The organism is Nocardia sp. CS682 (assembly GCF_004634405.1).
Lineage (GTDB): Bacteria > Actinomycetota > Actinomycetes > Mycobacteriales > Mycobacteriaceae > Nocardia > Nocardia ninae.
This window is the reverse complement of the sequence record NZ_CP029710.1, coordinates 1,625,614-1,642,469: the sequence shown is the minus strand read 5'-3', so window position 1 is coordinate 1,642,469 and position 16,856 is coordinate 1,625,614. Positions and strand designations below refer to the sequence as shown.

General features: G+C 67.5%; 16 protein-coding genes. 12 read left to right on the top strand and 4 right to left on the bottom strand.

Annotation, left to right across the window (positions count from 1 at the left end; translation table 11 throughout):
• Nucleotides 1-142 precede the first annotated feature (142 nt).
• From rapZ to tpiA, 6 genes are all read left to right on the top strand, one after another.
• Entirely contained in the window at nucleotides 143-1,123 is a 981-nt protein-coding gene (gene rapZ, locus DMB37_RS07070) for an RNase adapter RapZ (RefSeq protein ID WP_240772276.1), read from the top strand.
• 34 nt (nucleotides 1,124-1,157) lie between these two features.
• Nucleotides 1,158-2,204 carry a uridine diphosphate-N-acetylglucosamine-binding protein YvcK gene (gene yvcK, locus DMB37_RS07065; protein WP_107657915.1) on the top strand — a complete coding sequence of 349 codons (1,047 nt, stop codon included), beginning with the start codon at nucleotides 1,158-1,160 and terminating at the stop codon, nucleotides 2,202-2,204.
• Nucleotides 2,195-3,178 (top strand): DNA-binding protein WhiA, encoded by a 984-nt coding sequence (whiA, locus tag DMB37_RS07060; protein ID WP_040736336.1) that lies wholly within the window; start codon nucleotides 2,195-2,197, stop codon nucleotides 3,176-3,178. Before yvcK ends, whiA begins: the two co-directional genes overlap by 10 nt.
• Before the next feature lie 439 nt (nucleotides 3,179-3,617).
• A complete protein-coding gene (gene gap, locus DMB37_RS07055) occupies nucleotides 3,618-4,637 on the top strand; it encodes a type I glyceraldehyde-3-phosphate dehydrogenase (protein WP_107657914.1) in 1,020 nt (339 codons plus the stop codon).
• Nucleotides 4,638-4,641: 4 nt separating this feature from the next.
• The gene (pgk, locus tag DMB37_RS07050) at nucleotides 4,642-5,856 is read left to right on the top strand and encodes a phosphoglycerate kinase (RefSeq protein ID WP_135232018.1); all 1,215 of its coding nucleotides are present in this window, start codon (nucleotides 4,642-4,644) and stop codon (nucleotides 5,854-5,856) included.
• A gap of 8 nt (nucleotides 5,857-5,864) precedes the next feature.
• A complete protein-coding gene (tpiA, locus tag DMB37_RS07045; protein WP_107657912.1) occupies nucleotides 5,865-6,662 on the top strand; it encodes a triose-phosphate isomerase in 798 nt (265 codons plus the stop codon).
• Between the two features lie 142 nt (nucleotides 6,663-6,804).
• Here the strand turns inward: tpiA and DMB37_RS07040 are convergent, their stop codons facing one another.
• Nucleotides 6,805-7,587, bottom strand: a complete 783-nt coding sequence (locus DMB37_RS07040) for an META domain-containing protein (RefSeq protein WP_135232017.1) — start codon at nucleotides 7,585-7,587, stop codon at nucleotides 6,805-6,807.
• Between the two features lie 48 nt (nucleotides 7,588-7,635).
• The gene (locus DMB37_RS07035) at nucleotides 7,636-9,057 is read right to left on the bottom strand and encodes a lipase family protein (protein WP_135232016.1); all 1,422 of its coding nucleotides are present in this window, start codon (nucleotides 9,055-9,057) and stop codon (nucleotides 7,636-7,638) included.
• Nucleotides 9,058-9,226: 169 nt separating this feature from the next.
• On the opposite strand from DMB37_RS07035, the gene DMB37_RS07030 reads away from it, so the two are divergent.
• The 5 genes from DMB37_RS07030 (at nucleotide 9,227) to secG (ending at nucleotide 13,659) form a co-directional block, all read left to right on the top strand.
• Nucleotides 9,227-9,856 (top strand): TetR/AcrR family transcriptional regulator, encoded by a 630-nt coding sequence (locus DMB37_RS07030; protein ID WP_135232015.1) that lies wholly within the window; start codon nucleotides 9,227-9,229, stop codon nucleotides 9,854-9,856.
• A 9-nt stretch (nucleotides 9,857-9,865) separates the two neighbouring features.
• Entirely contained in the window at nucleotides 9,866-10,393 is a 528-nt protein-coding gene (locus DMB37_RS07025; RefSeq protein WP_240772275.1) for a hypothetical protein, read from the top strand.
• Nucleotides 10,394-10,592: 199 nt separating this feature from the next.
• Nucleotides 10,593-11,501, top strand: a complete 909-nt coding sequence (locus DMB37_RS07020) for a DMT family transporter (RefSeq protein WP_135232014.1) — start codon at nucleotides 10,593-10,595, stop codon at nucleotides 11,499-11,501.
• A gap of 271 nt (nucleotides 11,502-11,772) precedes the next feature.
• Nucleotides 11,773-13,365 carry an MFS transporter gene (locus DMB37_RS07015; RefSeq protein WP_370465402.1) on the top strand — a complete coding sequence of 531 codons (1,593 nt, stop codon included), beginning with the start codon at nucleotides 11,773-11,775 and terminating at the stop codon, nucleotides 13,363-13,365.
• A 60-nt stretch (nucleotides 13,366-13,425) separates the two neighbouring features.
• Nucleotides 13,426-13,659, top strand: a complete 234-nt coding sequence (gene secG, locus DMB37_RS07010; protein WP_135232013.1) for a preprotein translocase subunit SecG — start codon at nucleotides 13,426-13,428, stop codon at nucleotides 13,657-13,659.
• Here the strand turns inward: secG and DMB37_RS07005 are convergent.
• Entirely contained in the window at nucleotides 13,646-14,779 is a 1,134-nt protein-coding gene (locus DMB37_RS07005) for a YbfB/YjiJ family MFS transporter (protein WP_370465341.1), read from the bottom strand. The two genes, secG and DMB37_RS07005, sit on opposite strands and share 14 nt — an antisense overlap.
• A 69-nt stretch (nucleotides 14,780-14,848) precedes the next feature.
• Between DMB37_RS07005 and DMB37_RS07000 the strand changes: the two genes are divergently transcribed.
• On the top strand, nucleotides 14,849-15,751 hold the full coding sequence (locus tag DMB37_RS07000; protein WP_135232011.1) for a LysR family transcriptional regulator: 903 nt from the start codon (nucleotides 14,849-14,851) through the stop codon (nucleotides 15,749-15,751).
• 212 nt (nucleotides 15,752-15,963) lie between these two features.
• On the opposite strand, the gene DMB37_RS06995 is transcribed toward DMB37_RS07000, so the two are convergent.
• A complete protein-coding gene (locus DMB37_RS06995; protein ID WP_135232010.1) occupies nucleotides 15,964-16,812 on the bottom strand; it encodes an SDR family NAD(P)-dependent oxidoreductase in 849 nt (282 codons plus the stop codon).
• Nucleotides 16,813-16,856: the final 44 nt, after the last annotated feature.

Genomic DNA, 16,856 nt, shown 5'->3' with positions numbered 1-16,856 from the left:
CCCGATACCGGAACCGGTGCGGGATGATTCGAGAGGTACCCAGAGAGCGAGCGCAGCGAGTGAACCGACAACACAGCGTGCGACGGCGCACGGCGGAGCCGAGCGCCCGCGAGGTGCAGTCGTGTGACGGATCCGGTAGGACATGACACGCGTCGAAGCGAACAACACTGCGGGTGATCCGCGACAGACCGAGGGGCGGGCCGGCCCCTCGAGCGCTGTCGCAGCGGCGAACCCGCAGGTCGAAGTCGTCATCGTGACCGGACTATCCGGCGCGGGCCGCGGCACCGCCGCCCGCGTACTCGAGGATCTCGGCTGGTACGTCACCGACAACCTGCCGCCGGAGCTGATCGGCCGGATGGTCGAACTCGGTGCCTCCGCCGACCCGCCGATCCGCAGTCTGGCCCTGGTGATGGACGTGCGCAGCAGGTTCTTCACCGGCGACCTCTCGGTGGTCACCGAGCAGTTGCGCAAACTCGGCATCGAAACCAGGGTGCTGTTTCTCGAAGCCTCCGACGATGTCCTGATCCGGCGTTTCGGTTTCGCTCGCCGCCGCCATCCCCTGCAAAGCGAGAGCAAAGACGGCACGCTCTCGTCGGGCATCGCCGCCGAACGCATCCGGCTCTCGGCCGTGAAAACCGCGGCGGACCTGGTCATCGACACCACCGAACTGTCCATCCACCAGCTGCACCGCAAGTTGGAAGAGGCCTTCGGCGACGGTGCACCCAGTGCATTGCAGCTGACCGTGCAATCCTTCGGCTTCAAGCATGGGGTTCCACTGGACGCCGACATGGTGTTGGATGTGCGTTTTCTACCTAATCCACATTGGATACCGGAATTGCGGGAACACACTGGTCAGGAATCAGTGGTGAGCGAGTACGTGTTGTCGCGTCCCGGCGCGGCCGACTATCTGCGTACCTGCCACCACCTGGTCGAGCTGACCATGAACGGTTACCGCCAAGAGGGGAAGCGATACATGACGGTGGCAGTGGGCTGCACCGGAGGCAGGCACCGCAGCGTGGCGATAGCCGAGGCTCTCGGCGAACTGATGAGCGAGGGCACCGGCGGGAGCGAGGGCCCCGCCGACGTGGTGCGCGTCGTGCATCGTGATCTGGGGCGCGAATGAGTGCGCGCGAGCCGAGTGTCAGCGAGGCGCCGGCATGACGGGGTGGGAATCCGACCCGAATATCGTCGCGCTGGGCGGCGGGCACGGCCTGTACGCGACGTTGACCGCCGTCCGGCGGCTGACCAGAAAGATCTGCGCGGTCGTCACCGTCGCGGACGACGGCGGCTCGTCCGGTCGCCTACGCGCCGAGCTGGGCGTGCTACCGCCCGGTGACCTACGGATGGCGCTAGCCGCGTTGGCCGCGGACTCCGACGGAATCTGGACCAAGACCGTGCAACACCGCTTCGGCGGCACCGGCGCACTGGCCGGCCACTCGGTCGGCAACCTCATCCTGGCCGGCCTCACCGAGGTGCTCGGCGACCCGGTCGCCGCGCTCGACGAACTCGCGAAGATGTTGCGCATCACCGGACGGGTGCTGCCGATGTCGCCCATCGCGCTCGATATCGAAGCGGATGTGGCTGGGTTGGAAGCGGATCCGCGCGTCAGCCGCTGCATCCGCGGCCAGGTCGCCATCGCGACCACCCCAGGAAAAGTCCGGCGGGTGCGGTTGATTCCGTCCGATCCACCCGCCAGCCAGGAGGCCACCTCGGCCATCGAGCACGCCGACGTCGTCGTGCTCGGACCGGGCTCCTGGTTTACCAGCGTCATCCCCCATGTGCTCGTCCCCGAACTACGAGAGGCGCTGGTGTACACCCGAGCGAGAAAAGTTCTCGTGCTGAACCTGGCCGCCGAGCCCGGCGAAACGGCGGGTTTCTCCGCCGAACGGCACCTGCATGTATTGTCCCAGCACGCACCGGAATTCGTGGTCGACGAAGTTTTGGTCGATTCGGGGTCGGTGCCCGAGGGTCGCGAAAGAGAACATGTGGCGAGAGCTGCCGAACAGTTGCGGGCACGGGTAACCTTCTCCGATGTCGCCGAAGCGGGAACGGACCGGCATCACCCCGGAAAGCTTGCCGCCGCACTGGATCAACTGATCCGGCAACCTCGGCCACAAATGGCAGGGCTTCGAGTCGAGGGACGGCACATGGGTCAGGATGTGCGTTCCGGGTTGGGTGGAAAGGAGCGCGTCTCGTGGCGATGACAGCCGATGTGAAAGACGAGCTGAGCAGGCTCACGGTGTCGCAAGTCAGTTCCCGCAAGGCGGAACTGTCCGCGCTGCTGCGCTTTGCGGGCGGCCTGCACATCGTCGGCGGGCGGGTGATCGTCGAGGCCGAGGTGGACATGGGTTCCATCGCACGCAGGCTGCGCCGGGAGATCTTCGAGCTATACGGCTACGGCTCCGATGTGCACGTGCTCGGCGCGGGCGGTCTGCGCAAGACCTCCCGCTACGTGGTGCGCGTGTCCAAGGAGGGCGAGGCGCTGGCCCGGCAGACCGGGCTGCTCGATGTGCGTGGTCGTCCGGTACGCGGCCTGCCCGCGCAGGTGGTCGGCGGCAGCATCGCCGATGCCGAAGCAGCTTGGCGCGGAGCGTTTCTCGCGCACGGTTCGCTCACCGAACCCGGTCGCTCGTCCGCGCTGGAGGTCAGCTGCCCGGGTCCGGAGGCGGCGCTCGCGCTCGTCGGCGCGGCCCGCAGGCTCGGCATCACCGCCAAGGCGCGCGAGGTGCGCGGCACCGACCGGGTCGTGGTGCGCGACGGCGAGGCCATCGGCGCGCTGCTCACCAGGATGGGTGCGCACGGCACCCGGATCGTCTGGGAGGAGCGGAGGCTGCGCCGCGAGGTGCGGGCTACCGCCAACCGGCTGGCCAACTTCGACGACGCCAACCTGCGCCGCTCGGCCAGGGCCGCGGTCGCCGCGGCCGCGCGGGTGGAGCGTGCGCTGGAGATCCTCAGCGACGACGTGCCCGACCATCTCGCCGCCGCGGGCAAACTGCGCGTGCAGCATCGGCAGGCCTCGCTGGAGGAGCTCGGCCAGCTGGCCGACCCGCCGATGACGAAAGACGCTGTGGCGGGCCGGATTCGGCGCTTGCTGTCGATGGCGGACCGGCGGGCCAAGGAGCTCGGCATCCCGGACACGGAGTCCGCTGTCACGGCCGAATTGCTCGACGAGGCCTGATTCGGGAGTTTGTCATCCGGCCGGTCGCCCCCGTTGGGTGACCGGCCGGATGATCTCGCTAACGGGCTGGGTCGCGATATGAGCCGGAGTCCGACCCGAAGTGTCGGCGATCAACCCGAACAACGCACACGTGTGCGGGAACGGGAACCGGGTAACCCCGGTGACGTCAGAATGACCGGTGTGTCGGAATGCCAGGACTCTTGACGATGTTCCTGCGCTGGTCGGCGCGCCGGACTGTGAGGAAACAGACCAGTCGGTGATTGATTTCCCTGGTTACCGTAGTGAAGTGGTGACTCGGGAACGTTCGCACCCTGGTGGCCTGATGACCGCGTCGAGATCGCCAGTTCACAACGGACAGGTGCATGTCGGTGGGGTTACAGGCGGGCACTACTGTTACTAGACATCGGAATGATCCGCTTGAAAGCTGAGGAGCGATAACGTGACTGTCCGGGTAGGCATCAACGGCTTCGGTCGTATCGGACGTAACTTCTTCCGGGCGGTGGAGGCGCAGAAGGCGCTGGGCACCACCGACATCGAGATCGTCGCGGTCAACGACCTCACCGACAACGCGACTCTCGCGACCCTGCTCAAGTACGACTCGATCCTCGGCCGCCTGCCGCAGGATGTCTCGCTCGACGGCGACGACACCATCGTGGTCGGTGACCAGCGGATCAAGGCGCTGGCCATCAAGGAGGGCCCGGCGGCGCTGCCGTGGGGCGACCTGGGCGTCGACGTGGTGGTCGAGTCCACCGGCATCTTCACCGATGCCACCAAGGCGAAGGGTCACCTCGCCGCGGGCGCCAAGAAGGTCATCATCTCCGCGCCCGCCAAGGGCGAGGATCTGACGGTCGTCATGGGCGTCAACGACGACAAGTACGACGGCAGCCAGAACATCATCTCCAACGCCTCGTGCACCACCAACTGCCTCGGCCCGCTGGCGAAGGTGCTGAACGACAGCTTCGGCATCGAGCGCGGTCTGATGACCACCATCCACGCCTACACGCAGGACCAGAACCTGCAGGACGGCCCGCACAGCGACCTGCGTCGCGCCCGCGCGGCCGCGCTGAACATCGTGCCGACCGGCACCGGTGCGGCCAAGGCCATCGGCCTGGTGCTCCCGGAGTTGCAGGGCAAGCTGGACGGCTACGCGCTGCGCGTGCCGGTTCCGACGGGCTCGGTCACCGACCTCACCGTCACCCTGCGCAAGTCGGCCTCGATCGACGACATCAACGCCGCCTACAAGGCCGCCGCCGAGGGACCGCTGAAGGGCATCCTGAAGTACAACGTCGACCCGATCGTGTCGAGCGACATCGTCACCGACCCGCACTCGTGCATCTACGACGCGCCGCTGATCAAGGTCATCGATGATCAGGTCAAGGTCGTCGGCTGGTACGACAACGAGTGGGGCTACTCCAATCGTGTCGCCGACCTCATCGGCCTCGTCGGCAAGTCGCTCTGAGGCCATGACAGTCAAAACTCTCGAGGATCTGCTGAACGAGGGTGTCGAAGGTCGGGGCGTCCTGGTGCGCTCCGACCTGAACGTCCCCCTCGACGACAACGGTCAGATCACCGATCCCGGTCGCATCATCGCCTCGGTGCCGACGCTGAAGGCGCTGGTCGAGGCCGGCGCGAAGGTGGTCGTCACCGCGCACCTCGGCCGTCCGAAAGGTGAGCCGGACCCGAAGCTCTCGCTGGCGCCGGTCGCCGCGAAGCTCGCCGAAGAGCTGGGCCGCAATGTCCAGCTCGCTGGTGACGTGGTCGGCGGAGACGCGCTTGCGCGCTCCGAGGGGCTGACCGACGGCGATGTGCTCCTGCTGGAGAACATCCGCTTCGATCCGCGCGAGACCAGCAAGGACGACGCGCAGCGGGCCAAGCTCGCCGCCGCGTTGGTCGAGCTGGTCGGCGACGACGGCGCGTTCGTCTCCGACGGTTTCGGTGTGGTGCACCGCAAGCAGGCGTCGGTGTACGACGTGGCGAAGCTGCTGCCGCATTACGCGGGCAAGCTGGTCGCGGCCGAGGTCGAGGTGCTCGCCAAGCTGACGCAGGACACCGAGCGGCCGTACGCGGTCGTGCTCGGCGGTTCCAAGGTCTCCGACAAGCTCGCGGTGATCGAGGCGCTCGCGCCGAAGGTCGACACGCTGGTCATCGGCGGCGGCATGTGCTTCACCTTCCTTGCCGCACAGGGGCTTTCGGTCGGCAGCTCGCTGCTGCAGGAAGAGATGATCGAGACCTGCAAGGGCCTGCTCGACCAGTACGCGGACGTCATTCACCTGCCGCGCGACATCGTGGCGGCGAGCAAGTTCGCCGCCGACGCCGACTCGAAGGTCGTGCCCGCGCACGAGATTCCGGACGGCTGGATGGGTCTGGACATCGGACCCGAATCCACCGATCGGTTCGCGGCGCTGCTGACCGAGGCGAAGACGGTGTTCTGGAACGGCCCGATGGGCGTGTTCGAGTTCGAGAACTTCGCGGCCGGTACCCGCGGCGTGGCCGAGGCCATCGTCACGGCCACCGGTAAGGGTGCGTTCACCGTCGTCGGCGGCGGCGATTCGGCCGCGGCCGTGCGTGCGCTCGGGCTGCCCGATGACGGTTTCTCGCATATCTCCACCGGCGGCGGCGCGTCGCTGGAATACCTGGAGGGCAAGGAACTTCCGGGCATCGCAGTGCTGGAAGATTGAGGAGTGCTGTGACGAAGTCCTATGCCAGGAAGCCGCTCATCGCGGGCAACTGGAAGCTGAACCTCAACCACCTCGAGGCGATCGCGCTGGTGCAGAAGATCGCTTTCGCGTTGCCGGAGAAGTACTTCGCCAAGGTGGACGTCGCGGTGCTGCCGCCGTTCACCGATCTGCGCAGTGTGCAGACGCTGGTGGAGGGCGACAAGCTGCTGCTCACCTATGGCGCGCAAGACGTTTCGATGCACGACTCGGGCGCCTACACCGGTGAGATCAGCGGTGCCATGCTGGCCAAGCTTGGCTGCACCTTCGTGGCGGTCGGCCACTCGGAGCGGCGGCAGTACCACCACGAGGACGACGCCACCGTGCTCGCCAAGGCCAAGCAGGCGCTCAAGCACGGGCTCACGCCGATCGTCTGCATCGGCGAGGGCCTGAACGTCCGCGAGGCGAAGACGCACGTCGAGTACAACCTCGAGCAGCTGCGTGGTTCGCTGAAAGGCCTGACGGCGGAGGAGATCTCGAAGGTCGTCATCGCCTACGAGCCGGTCTGGGCCATCGGCACCGGCAAGGTCGCCACCCCCGCCGACGCGCAGGAAGTCTGCGGCGCGATCCGTGCGGAACTGGCCGTGCTGGCCTCCCCGGAGGTCGCCGCGGGCGTGCGCGTGCTCTACGGCGGCTCGGTCAACGCCAAGAACGTCGGCGAGCTCGTCGGTCAGACCGATATCGACGGCGCGTTGGTCGGCGGTGCTTCGCTCAAGGGTGACGAGTTCGCCACCCTGTCGGCGATTGCCGCGGGCGGTCCACTGCCGTAACCGTTTTCACGCAGGGGAGCCGGGCATCGCGAGAGCGCTGCCCGGCTCTTCTTCGTTGTGTGCGAACCAGTCTGTGTCCCAGCTCGGCACCGCGCCGACGGTGCACCGATCTATCCGGAGGACGGGCTCATCGGTTGCTGAACTACTCCGCGTGCAGGGTGAGTCCGTTGCCGTTGGCATTGCGGAGGGTGAGCACGTCGGCGTCGACGGTCGCGGTTGTCTTGCCGTCCAACACTTTCAGCACCGCCTGCTCGACCTCCATCACCTCGGGCGAGCACAGCATCTTCGTGGTACCGACCTGGAAGGTGAGCTCGGTGTCGGGACCCGTTGCGCGACCGGTCATCCGGTTGCAGCCCGCACTGCCGGAGACGCTGCCGTCCTCGGCGATGGTGAGCGTGGGCTTCACCTCATCGATTGTCTGGGAACGCATTTGGGCGTCGGGGGTGATGAGGGCGGTGACGATCCAGGTGGTGCCCTTGATCGGCTTGTCCGGCTTGGCGACCTTCTTGTCCAGCAGGTGCACCGTGAGGTTGTCGTTTTTCACGGTGAGTTTCGCGCCGTCGAGTTGCCAGGTGGGATCGGAATTCAGTAGGCCGCTGAGCCATTCGTCGGCGCCTTCCCGATCGCCGGGACAGGCCATCAGGGTGCTCGCCAGGCCGGACACGTGCAGCTTGTGGTCGTCGAGCGCGACCACGCCGGAGTGCGAGTTGCAGCCCGCGTCCGCGGCGATCCGGTCGTCTTTGAAGGTGAGCGTCAGCGGTCCGCCGCCGGGAATCGGCGCACCCGCCACCTCGGTGGAGAGAAAGGTGCGGCCGACCAGACCGGACTCGGCCGGCTTGGAGTCGGAGTCGCCGCTCGAGCAGGCTGTGACTGCGAGCAGTGCCAGGGCAACGATCGGGCCGAACCGCACGAAATTAGCCGCCATGACGGCGATGGTACCGATATCGTGCGGTTCGGCCGGGTTTTCGGCAGGTCAGACCGGCATGCCGAGAGCCGACGCGAGGGTCTGGCCGAGGGCGTTGACGACCGCGGCGAACGCGCCGGGATCCAGGATCTGCAACGGCACGTCGCGGTTGCTGCAACCCTGCGGCGCGGGCACACCGTTGAGCCGATCGTTGAGCCACATCACGGCCGAGCCCGCGCCGGAGACGGCGGCGATACCGTGCTCGCTGATGATCTCCCTGGTGTAGGCGACCTGGGCGTTCGGGTCCTTGCAGTAGGTGTCGTACAGCTTGTTGACCGCGTTGATCGGCATCGCCTCGTCCAGCGGCGCCTCGTAGATGTAGAGCGGGAACGGGGGAGTGCCGCGCCGGCCCAGGGTCATCTCGTCCAGCAGCGGCTGCAGTTCGGGTGCGGTCATCGGATCGCCGCCGGGGTAGTTGAACAGGCCCTTGATGTTCACGAAGGGGAAGCCCGCGAATTGCAAAGCGACGCACTGACCTTCGTGCACGACCCGCACCGCCTTGCCGAGCGGGTTCATGTACTGATCGATGAACCGGTTCAGCACCGGGTATTCCCGTGCGACACCGAACAACCCGCCGAGTACCGCGCCACCGAAGGTCGACGTGCCGTTGTTGTAGTCGAGGGACATCCGCAGATCAGCCAGCAGGCCACCGACCGCCGAACCCACGATGTTGAGCTCCGGTGCGTAGGTGGGTTGCAGCTCGGCCGCGTGCGCGGTCGGGATGGCGCCGCCCGAATAGCCCCACAGTGCGGTCCGCGTGGCCGCGCCGGGCAGGCCCGCCTGGTCGAAGTTCTCGGCGGCCCGGATCGAATCCAGGGTGATCCGAGCACCGAGTGGTCCGGCCGCGTAGGCCGCGTTCGGGCCCTGGTGATCGGGCACCACGACCGCGTGGCCGAGTTGCAGCATGGCCTGGACCTCGATGAACTCCGCGGAGATCACCGGGTTCGTCGGATTGGGCAGCGAACCCATCTGCAGTACATAGGACGGTGCGCAGTTGATCGACAACGAGTCCTCGGCGAACTGGAAGGCGACCAAATTCCGATCCGGGGTGGGGGACGGGCGGTGCGGCACGATGACGGTGGCGACCGCCGCGATCGGTTCGCCGCGGGTGTTGGTGCTGCGGAAGGACAACTGCCAGGCCCGCACATTGAGAGGGATCAGGAAGAAATTCGCGAGGTTGACCTGCCTGGCCGCCAGGATCTCGCCGGGCTGTGCTGCGGCGACCTTGCCTGCATCGGGGTTGTAGAAACCCGGATCGAGGTACGGCGGAGCCGGTGGCAAGGGGAAGGGTAGCGGCGGTGCGACCGCCACCGGCTCGGCCTGCGCGACGCCGGCCATCGCGGGGCAGACCGCGACGGTCAAGCCCGCGGTCAGGACCAGGCAAACGTGCGCGACCACCCTCTTGGTGCCCGTGGCGGTGCCCATCTTCATTTGGAACTCCTCGACATAACGCAGCGCTGCGCGCCGGCTCTCGGGCAAAAAAGAGAGCGACTGTTTCCTAACTGGCGGGTCGACTGTAGAGGGCGGTTCGACGCTGTGTCAACGATCACGCTGACCCGATGACTGGGGTTGTCGGACCGGCCGGGCAGGATGGGTAATCATGACCGGGAGCGCCGAAATATCGCGTCCACGCCGGACGCAGCAGCAACGCCGCGCCGCCACCGTCGCCAAGCTGATCGACGCGACCATCGCCGCGATCGGCGAGGTGGGCTATCAGCGCACCACCGTGCAGGAGATCTGCGGGCGCGCCGGGCTGTCCGTCGGGGCGATGTTCCGGCAGTTCGACAGCAGGCTCGACCTGATCGCGCGCACCGCCGAGGAGATAGTCACGCGGCAGACCGCGGCGTTCACCGAGGTGATGGAACAGCTTGGTGATCAAGCGAATTCGCTCGATACGGCGTTGCGATTCCTGCAGGCGGCGCAGTCGGATAACATCACCCACGCGCTGCGCGAGATCTACCTCGCGGCCCGCTCGGACGCCGAGCTGCGGGCCAGGATCGCGCCGACGGTGGAGAGCTACTACGACGAGATCGTGGCCGCGGTCGAGCGCACCGGGGTGCTTGGCCGGTATCCGCAGCGACTGCGTGAGCCGATGTTCTTCCTTGCGCTGCATCTGTTCTCGGGTCAGGCGGTGGTGCGCGGGGTGTACCAGCGCCCCGAACTCGACGAAGCGGTCCTGCGGCTGATCGAGGACATGATGCAGACCTACGCCGACGCGGTCGACGAGTAGGTCCACCGGATGAGGCTGTGGACGCTACAGGCGCCCGAGGTGGTGGCCGCCGTGCGGGCGAACGGCTCGTATCGTGCGAGCTGGGAGCTCATCTCGCCGAACCTGCGCCCGGGCTTCGAGATCATCGCTGCCGAAATGGCAAGGCGCGGAATCGATTGCGAGGATGCGCCGCCGGTGTGGTGCTGGCCCGGCCGTGGTCTGCGTAGGTCCGCTATCCGTCGCACTGCCAATTCGCTGCTGGGAGATCATGAGTGGGCGCACGGTCGGTGGTTGCTGAAGCTCGACGTGCCGGATGAGCTGACGCTCGCCACCTCATACGCCGTGTGGAACGACTATCTCGGCTACACCTGCGGGTTCCTCGACGGTCCCGAACAGATGGACTGGACCGGCCGGCTGACCTCGAAGTGGGATGAGCTCCAGGTGACCATCCCCGAGTTGCGTCGCGAGTGGATCGTTCGAGCCAGGCCCTATCCGCCGGACGCCGAAATCGCCGCCCGGATCGCCGCCGATCCGCTGCTGCGCGAGTTCGGGAAATAACCCGAGCGACACGGTGCGCCGCCGGGCATTAGGATCGGCCGCGTGCACCGATGCTTTCCGATCACACCGCCGCCCGCCTCCTGAGCGAGGTGTAGCAGTCAGCGCGCCACCTGGATAGGTGAGTGCGTCTCTTCGGCATTCGTTGTGCACCTCGCTTCCGCGACCCCATCCCTCTCTGTCGCAGGAGCGCGAATCCTTCATGTCCATATCTCTGTCCACGACCGGCCGTTCCGGACTGGTCTTCCTTGTCGGCGCCGGAATGCTGTGGGGCACCGGCGGTTTGCTCGGCACACTGCTCGGTCGGGCCACCGGGCTGTCGCCCGTCGCCGTGGCCACCTGCCGACTTGCCGTCGGCGGGCTGCTGCTCGTTGCCCTACTCGTTCTGACCCGACGCCCGTGGCCGCGAAATCTGCTGGCCTGGCGCAGAATCGGCGCGGTTGCCGCTCTCGCCGCGACCTTCCAAGCGTGCTATTTCGGGGCGGTCGCGGCATCATCGGTCAGCGTCGCCACCCTGATCACCATCGGTGCGTCGCCGGTGGTGGTGGCGCTGCTGGAGCAGGTCACCGGCCGCCGTGCCGTGGATCGCAGGCGCGCGGTGACGATCGGGCTCGCGCTCGCCGGTTTGGCACTGCTGGTCGGGGTGCCGTCCGATGACTTGGACGCCGCCGGGTTGCTCGCCGGCGCCGCCCTCGCCGTCGCGGCGGCCGGTGCGTTCGCTGCGGTCACCGTGATCAGCGCTCGGCCGATACCGGGGCTGGATGCGATGACCACCACCGGTCTCGGATTCACCGGCGGCGCAGTACTACTCATGCCCTTGGCGTTGACCACCGGTATCACCTTCGAGCCGAACGCAGGCAGTCTTGTTCTGCTCGCGGCCCTCGGACTCGTACCGACCGCGGTCGCCTACACGCTGTACTTCCGCGGCTTGCCCGACGCGGGCCCCGGTACCGCCGCGGTCCTCGCCCTGCTCGAACCACTCACCGGTGCGATCCTCGCGGCGATAGTCCTCGGTGAGCGATTGACGCCGCTGGGCATGATGGGCGGCGCGCTACTGACAGTCGCCCTTCTTCTCGCGGCCAACGAGTCACGGGCCAGCGACGGGGTGTAGCCGGAAATGTGGGAACGGCCCATTTCGTGAGCGCATGGGCAACTTGCCGGATGTCGGCGGACTTACCCGTGGCTGCACGGCCGCCTGGCAGCCCCGCGCAAATCGCGGCGGGGCGTACGCCGAGGTTGCTTGCTTTCGCCTGCGCACGGGTAGTCCGCAGTGCGCCTGCGCAAGCAGCAACGAGATCGGCGCAACCGCCGAGGTCACTTCGACAGCACCCGGTCTGGCGTGACTACCTCGAGCGGCGGGTGAGCCTAAGCTTCGGTAAGTGATCACTGCCGCCAACGCCACTGTCTCTACCTGGGCACCCCTGCGGTCGAAGGTGTATCGCGCCCTCTGGATCGCGCAATTGGTGTCCAACCTGGGCACCTGGATGCAGACCGTCGGCGCGCAGTGGATTCTGGTGGACGAGCCGAATGCCGCGGTCCTGGTCTCGTTCGTGCAGACGGCGATCACGCTGCCGGTGATGCTGCTGGCTATTCCGTCCGGCGTGATCGCCGATCTGGTCGATCGGCGCAGGCTGTTGCTCGGTGCGCAGTCGACCATGGCGATCCTCGCGACGGTGCTCGCGGTATCCACGGCGACCGGGCACACCACCCCGGCCGTGCTGCTCACGCTGCTGTTCTTGCTCGGCTGCGGTCAGGCGCTCACCGGTCCGGCGTGGCAGGCGATCCAGCCGGAACTGGTTCCGCGCGAACAGATTCCGTCGGCGGCCGCGCTCGGCAGCATGAGCATCAATATCGGGCGGGCGGTGGGGCCCGCGATCGCCGGCGTGCTGGTCTCGCTGTCCGGGCCGACGCTGGTGTTCGCGCTCAACGCGGTGTCGTTCATCGGCATCGTCGTGGTGCTCGGAGTATGGCGCAGGCCGGCCACGGATCGGCAGCTGCCGAGCGAACGCCCGCTGGCGGCGTTGCAGGCCGGGACGCGGTTCATCAAGGCGGCGCCAGCGATCCGGCGGGTGCTGCTGCGCTCGATCCTGTTCATCGCCCCGGCCAGCGCGCTGTGGGCGCTGCTGCCGGTGATCGCGCGGGACGAGCTCGGGCTGTCCTCGTCCGGCTATGGCTTGATGCTCGCCGCGCTCGGCGTCGGCGCGGTGCTCGGTGCCGTCGGCCTGTCGCGACTGCGCCTGCTGCTCACACCGACCCAGCGGTTGAGCACGGCCGCCGTGCTGTTCGGCGTCGCGACGGCGGCCGCGGCGGTGCTGCACGTGGTGTCGGTCGTGCTGGTGTTGCTGGTGTTCGCGGGTTTCGCCTGGCTGCTGGCGATGTCCACGATGAACTCGACCATGCAGTTGCTGCTACCCGCGTGGGTCAGGGCGCGCGGATTGTCGGTTTATCTGCTGGTGTTCATGGGTGGGCAGGCCATCGGCTCGCTGGTCTGGGGTGTGGTCGCCGGTGCGGCCGGGCCGGTCAAGGCTCTGCTGATCGCCGCGGCACTGCTCGCGCTGTGCGCGGTGAGTACGGTCTGGCTGCCGATCAGTCACAACGCCGAGAACCTCGATCAGACTCCCTCGGCGTTCTGGCCGGAACCGCAGCTCGTCGTCGAACCCGACCCCGCCGACGGCCCGGTCATGGTGTTGCGCACCTACGACGTCCCGCCGGAGAACGTCGCGGAGTTCATGAGCGCCATGGCGTTCGTCGGCCGGTCCCGGCAACGCACCGGCGCGATGGAGTGGCGGCTCTACCGCGACGTCGGCGTGCTGGACCGCTATGTCGAGGCGTTCGTCGTGCGCTCCTGGGCCGAACACATGCACCAGCATCAGGTCAGACTCACCGCTCAGGACCAGATCCGCGAGCAGGAGGCGTCGAAATACACCATCGGCGAGGACGAGGTGACCCACCTGGTCGCGATCCTGCCACTTTAGGATCGACGTTTCCGAGTGCCTGATTCGGTGGGATTCAATCGTCCGCATACACTGTCGGGCATGCGGATGTTCCTCGATATCCTCCTGATCATCACCAGCTTGCTGCTGGTGCTGCTGGTGCTGCTGCACCGCGCCAAGGGTGGAGGTCTGTCCAGCCTGTTCGGCGGTGGTGTGCAGTCCAGCCTCTCCGGCTCGACCGTTGTGGAGAAGAACCTCGACCGAATCACCATTTTCACCGGCCTCGTCTGGGTCATCGCCATCCTCGGCATCGGCTTGGAGATCAAGTTCGCCTGATCAGGCGCGTCACCATACCGGCCGCGATCGTCGCAGCCGCCAGCACCAGGGCGGCGATGACGAACGCGGCCGGATAGCTGTCGCCGATCACCGGCGCCACCACCAACGGACCGAGCATCTGCCCCGCACCATAAACGGCGGTGAGCGGCGCCGCCGCGCCACCATCGGACAACTCTGCGCCGATCCGCATCGCCAGCATCACTATGCCGAGGAACGTCGCGCCGAACAGTGCCGCCGCGAGCACGGCGGGCCACACGGCGCTCGAGACGGCGGGCAGCAACGCCGAAACGCATTGCGCCACTAGGGCGATCGGCATGGCGATGGCCGGCGCCCAGCGCCGCGCCGCGACACCCCACAGCACCGTAGCGGGCACTGCGGCCACGCCCACCACCACCCAGATCGCCGAGCCGACCACCGGCCCGCGCTGGTCACTGACCGCGGCGACGAGGAACGTGCCGATCACGATGTAGCCGACACCTTCGAGGAAATAGGCGACGAGCAGCGCCCGCCATGCGCCCCGCGACCGGATGGTGGCCTTGCCCGCACGCCGGCCCGGCTGGATATCGAGCCGCAATGCGGGTGCGAGCAACGCCGCGGTCAGTACGGCGGAGACCAACCACATGCTCTGCCAACCCAGGAACGGCCGCACCACCAAAACCAGCACCCCGGTGAGCGCGATACCGAATCCGATTCCGCCGAAGGCGATTCCGGCCGCATCCCGGCTGCTGCCCGGCCGGGCGGCCACTCCGGCGCACGCGACGAAGACGACGGCGCTGGTGACGCCGGCGATCAGGCGCAGCGCGGCGGGAAACAGCGTCGGCGCGGGCACGGCCATCAAGACCTCGCTGATGATCAGCAGGGCGGCGGAGAGGCGGAAAGTGTTGCGGCTGTTCAGTTCCGGCCAGCGGGTGAGCAGGATGGCGCCGAGGAGGTAGCCCGCGTAGTTGGCGGTCGCGATCACCGCGCCGTCGTGGGTGCTGATCTGGTGCGCGTCCACCATGATCGGCAGTAGCGGCGTGTAGACGAAGCGGCCGACGCCCATCGCGGCGGCCAATCCGGCGGCGGCCGCGAAGGCGGGGGCGAGACCGCTGCGCGGTGGGTGGGTGCGAGTAACGGTCACTCCAGCGACCGTACGGTCCGTTCCGGCGTCTGTTAAATGCTTTCTATGCACCATGTATACGCTTGATGCATGGACGAACGTGCGCGGCAGGACGGGACCGTTCCGACGGCCGCGAGCGATCGAGGTGGGGATAGCCCTACCCAGATCGAGCTGCGGCATCTGCGCGCGTATGTCGCGCTGTGCGAGGAGTCGAACTACACGCGTGCCGCGGCCCGCCTGCACCTCAGCCAACCCGCGCTGACCAGGACCATCCAGCAGTTGGAGCGGCACATCGAGTGCAGGCTGATCGAACGCACCTCCCGTCGCTTCGCTCTGACCGACGAGGGCACCGAACTGCTGACGCACGCCCGGCGGATCCTCGCCGACGTCGACACGGTCGCCGCGCAACTGCGCTCGCGGGCCGCCATCGAGGTGGGCTTCGCCTGGCTGCTACCCACCAGTTGGCTCGCCGCCACCCGCCGCCGCTACGAGGCGCTCGGCGGGCGCATCACGCTGCACCGCGTCGACGATCCGCTGGCCGCCCTCGAAGCCAGATCCATCGATATCGCCATATACCGCAGGGAAACTCGGCTGCCGAGCCATCTCGAGTCCCGGGTGATCGCGACCGAGCAGCGGATGCTCGCCGTCGCCGCGAACTCGCCACTGGCCGACGCGACCGACCTGCGCTGGGCCGACCTCGCCGGCTATCCGCTCGTGGTGAACGTGGTCTCCGGGACCACGCATGCGGGTTCATGGGAGCAGGGCGATCCGGACCGGCCGATCATCACCTGCCGGAACTTCGACGAATGGATCGAACTCGTCGCGGCGAACCGCGGCATCGGCGGCGTCCCCGCGCTGGCCCGCAGCCGCGCACCACACCCCGGCGTTGTCTACCTGGACATTCCGGACGCACCACCGTCGCACGTGTACCTCGCATGGCACGCCAAGCCCGCGCCCTCGCGCGCGGTGCAACGGTTCTTGGGTGTTGCTTGAGCGTTGTCGGTGAGGGGGAACTGGTGTTGGCGGCTCCCGGCTGTTACCTGCATCAGTTCCCCATGATCGTCCGTCCAACTGGAGGGCGCGCCCGCCGAGGTCGGTGAACGCAGGCGTCGGCGAGACCGACCCGGCGGAGTCGGCCCAATGGGTGTGCCCCGGTGGTGGCCTTTCGGTCCTGCGCCGGCACCAGTTCCTCGATCATCCCGAGATCAGTCCGCGCGAGGTATGCGTCCGTCGACGTCGGTGAAACCGTAGGCGTCGGCGAGATCGGCTACCCGCCAGGCTGATCCGGTACGGGAGCGGCGGTCAGGATCGGTGGCGAGTGCGACGACCGCGCGCCCGGGGAACCGCGGGGTCTCGGCCTCGGCGAGATCGTAAGTGCCTTCGCCCGGCAGCGTGACCAACCGCTGGCCCTGTGCGTCGGCCGGAACCATTTGCAGCAGTTCGGTATCCACGATGCCCGGCCACAGTGAGACGACGGTGACGTCGGTGTCGGCCAGGTTGTGCGCCATATCTGCGGTGAGCCGGTCCAGTGCGGTTTTCGCGACGCCGTACACCGCGTTGTGCAGGTACCGCTGGGCACCCGGCGAGGAGATATTGACGATCAACCCGCCGGATTCGATCAGTAGCGGTGCCGCGAAAGCGCTTGCCACGTAATGCGATCGGACGCCGATGTCGAAGGTCTCGTCCCACGCTTTCGGCGGTACCTCCCAGAACGGCTTGCCGAGCCAGCGCGCCGCGGCGGGGGAGTTGTACACGTTGTTCACCAGCACATCGAGGCGCTGGTGTGCGGCGCCGATCTGCTGGAACAGCCGCTGTACCGCGTCGTCGTCGTGGTGATCGCAGACGAACGGAACGCCGACCCCGCCCGCCGCATCGATGGCGGCAGCGGTCTCCTGCACGGTGCCGGGCAGGCGCCCCGGGGTGGCCGAGCGCCCGGTGACGTACACCGTCGCACCCGCCGCACCGAGTTCCAGTGCGATGCCCTTGCCGATGCCGCGACTCGCGCCGGTGACGACCGCGATCTTGCCGCTGAGTGCCTCAGGTATTCCGTTCACGACTTCAGGACACTACCGTGAAACGAGAACACGTTCTAGATTTT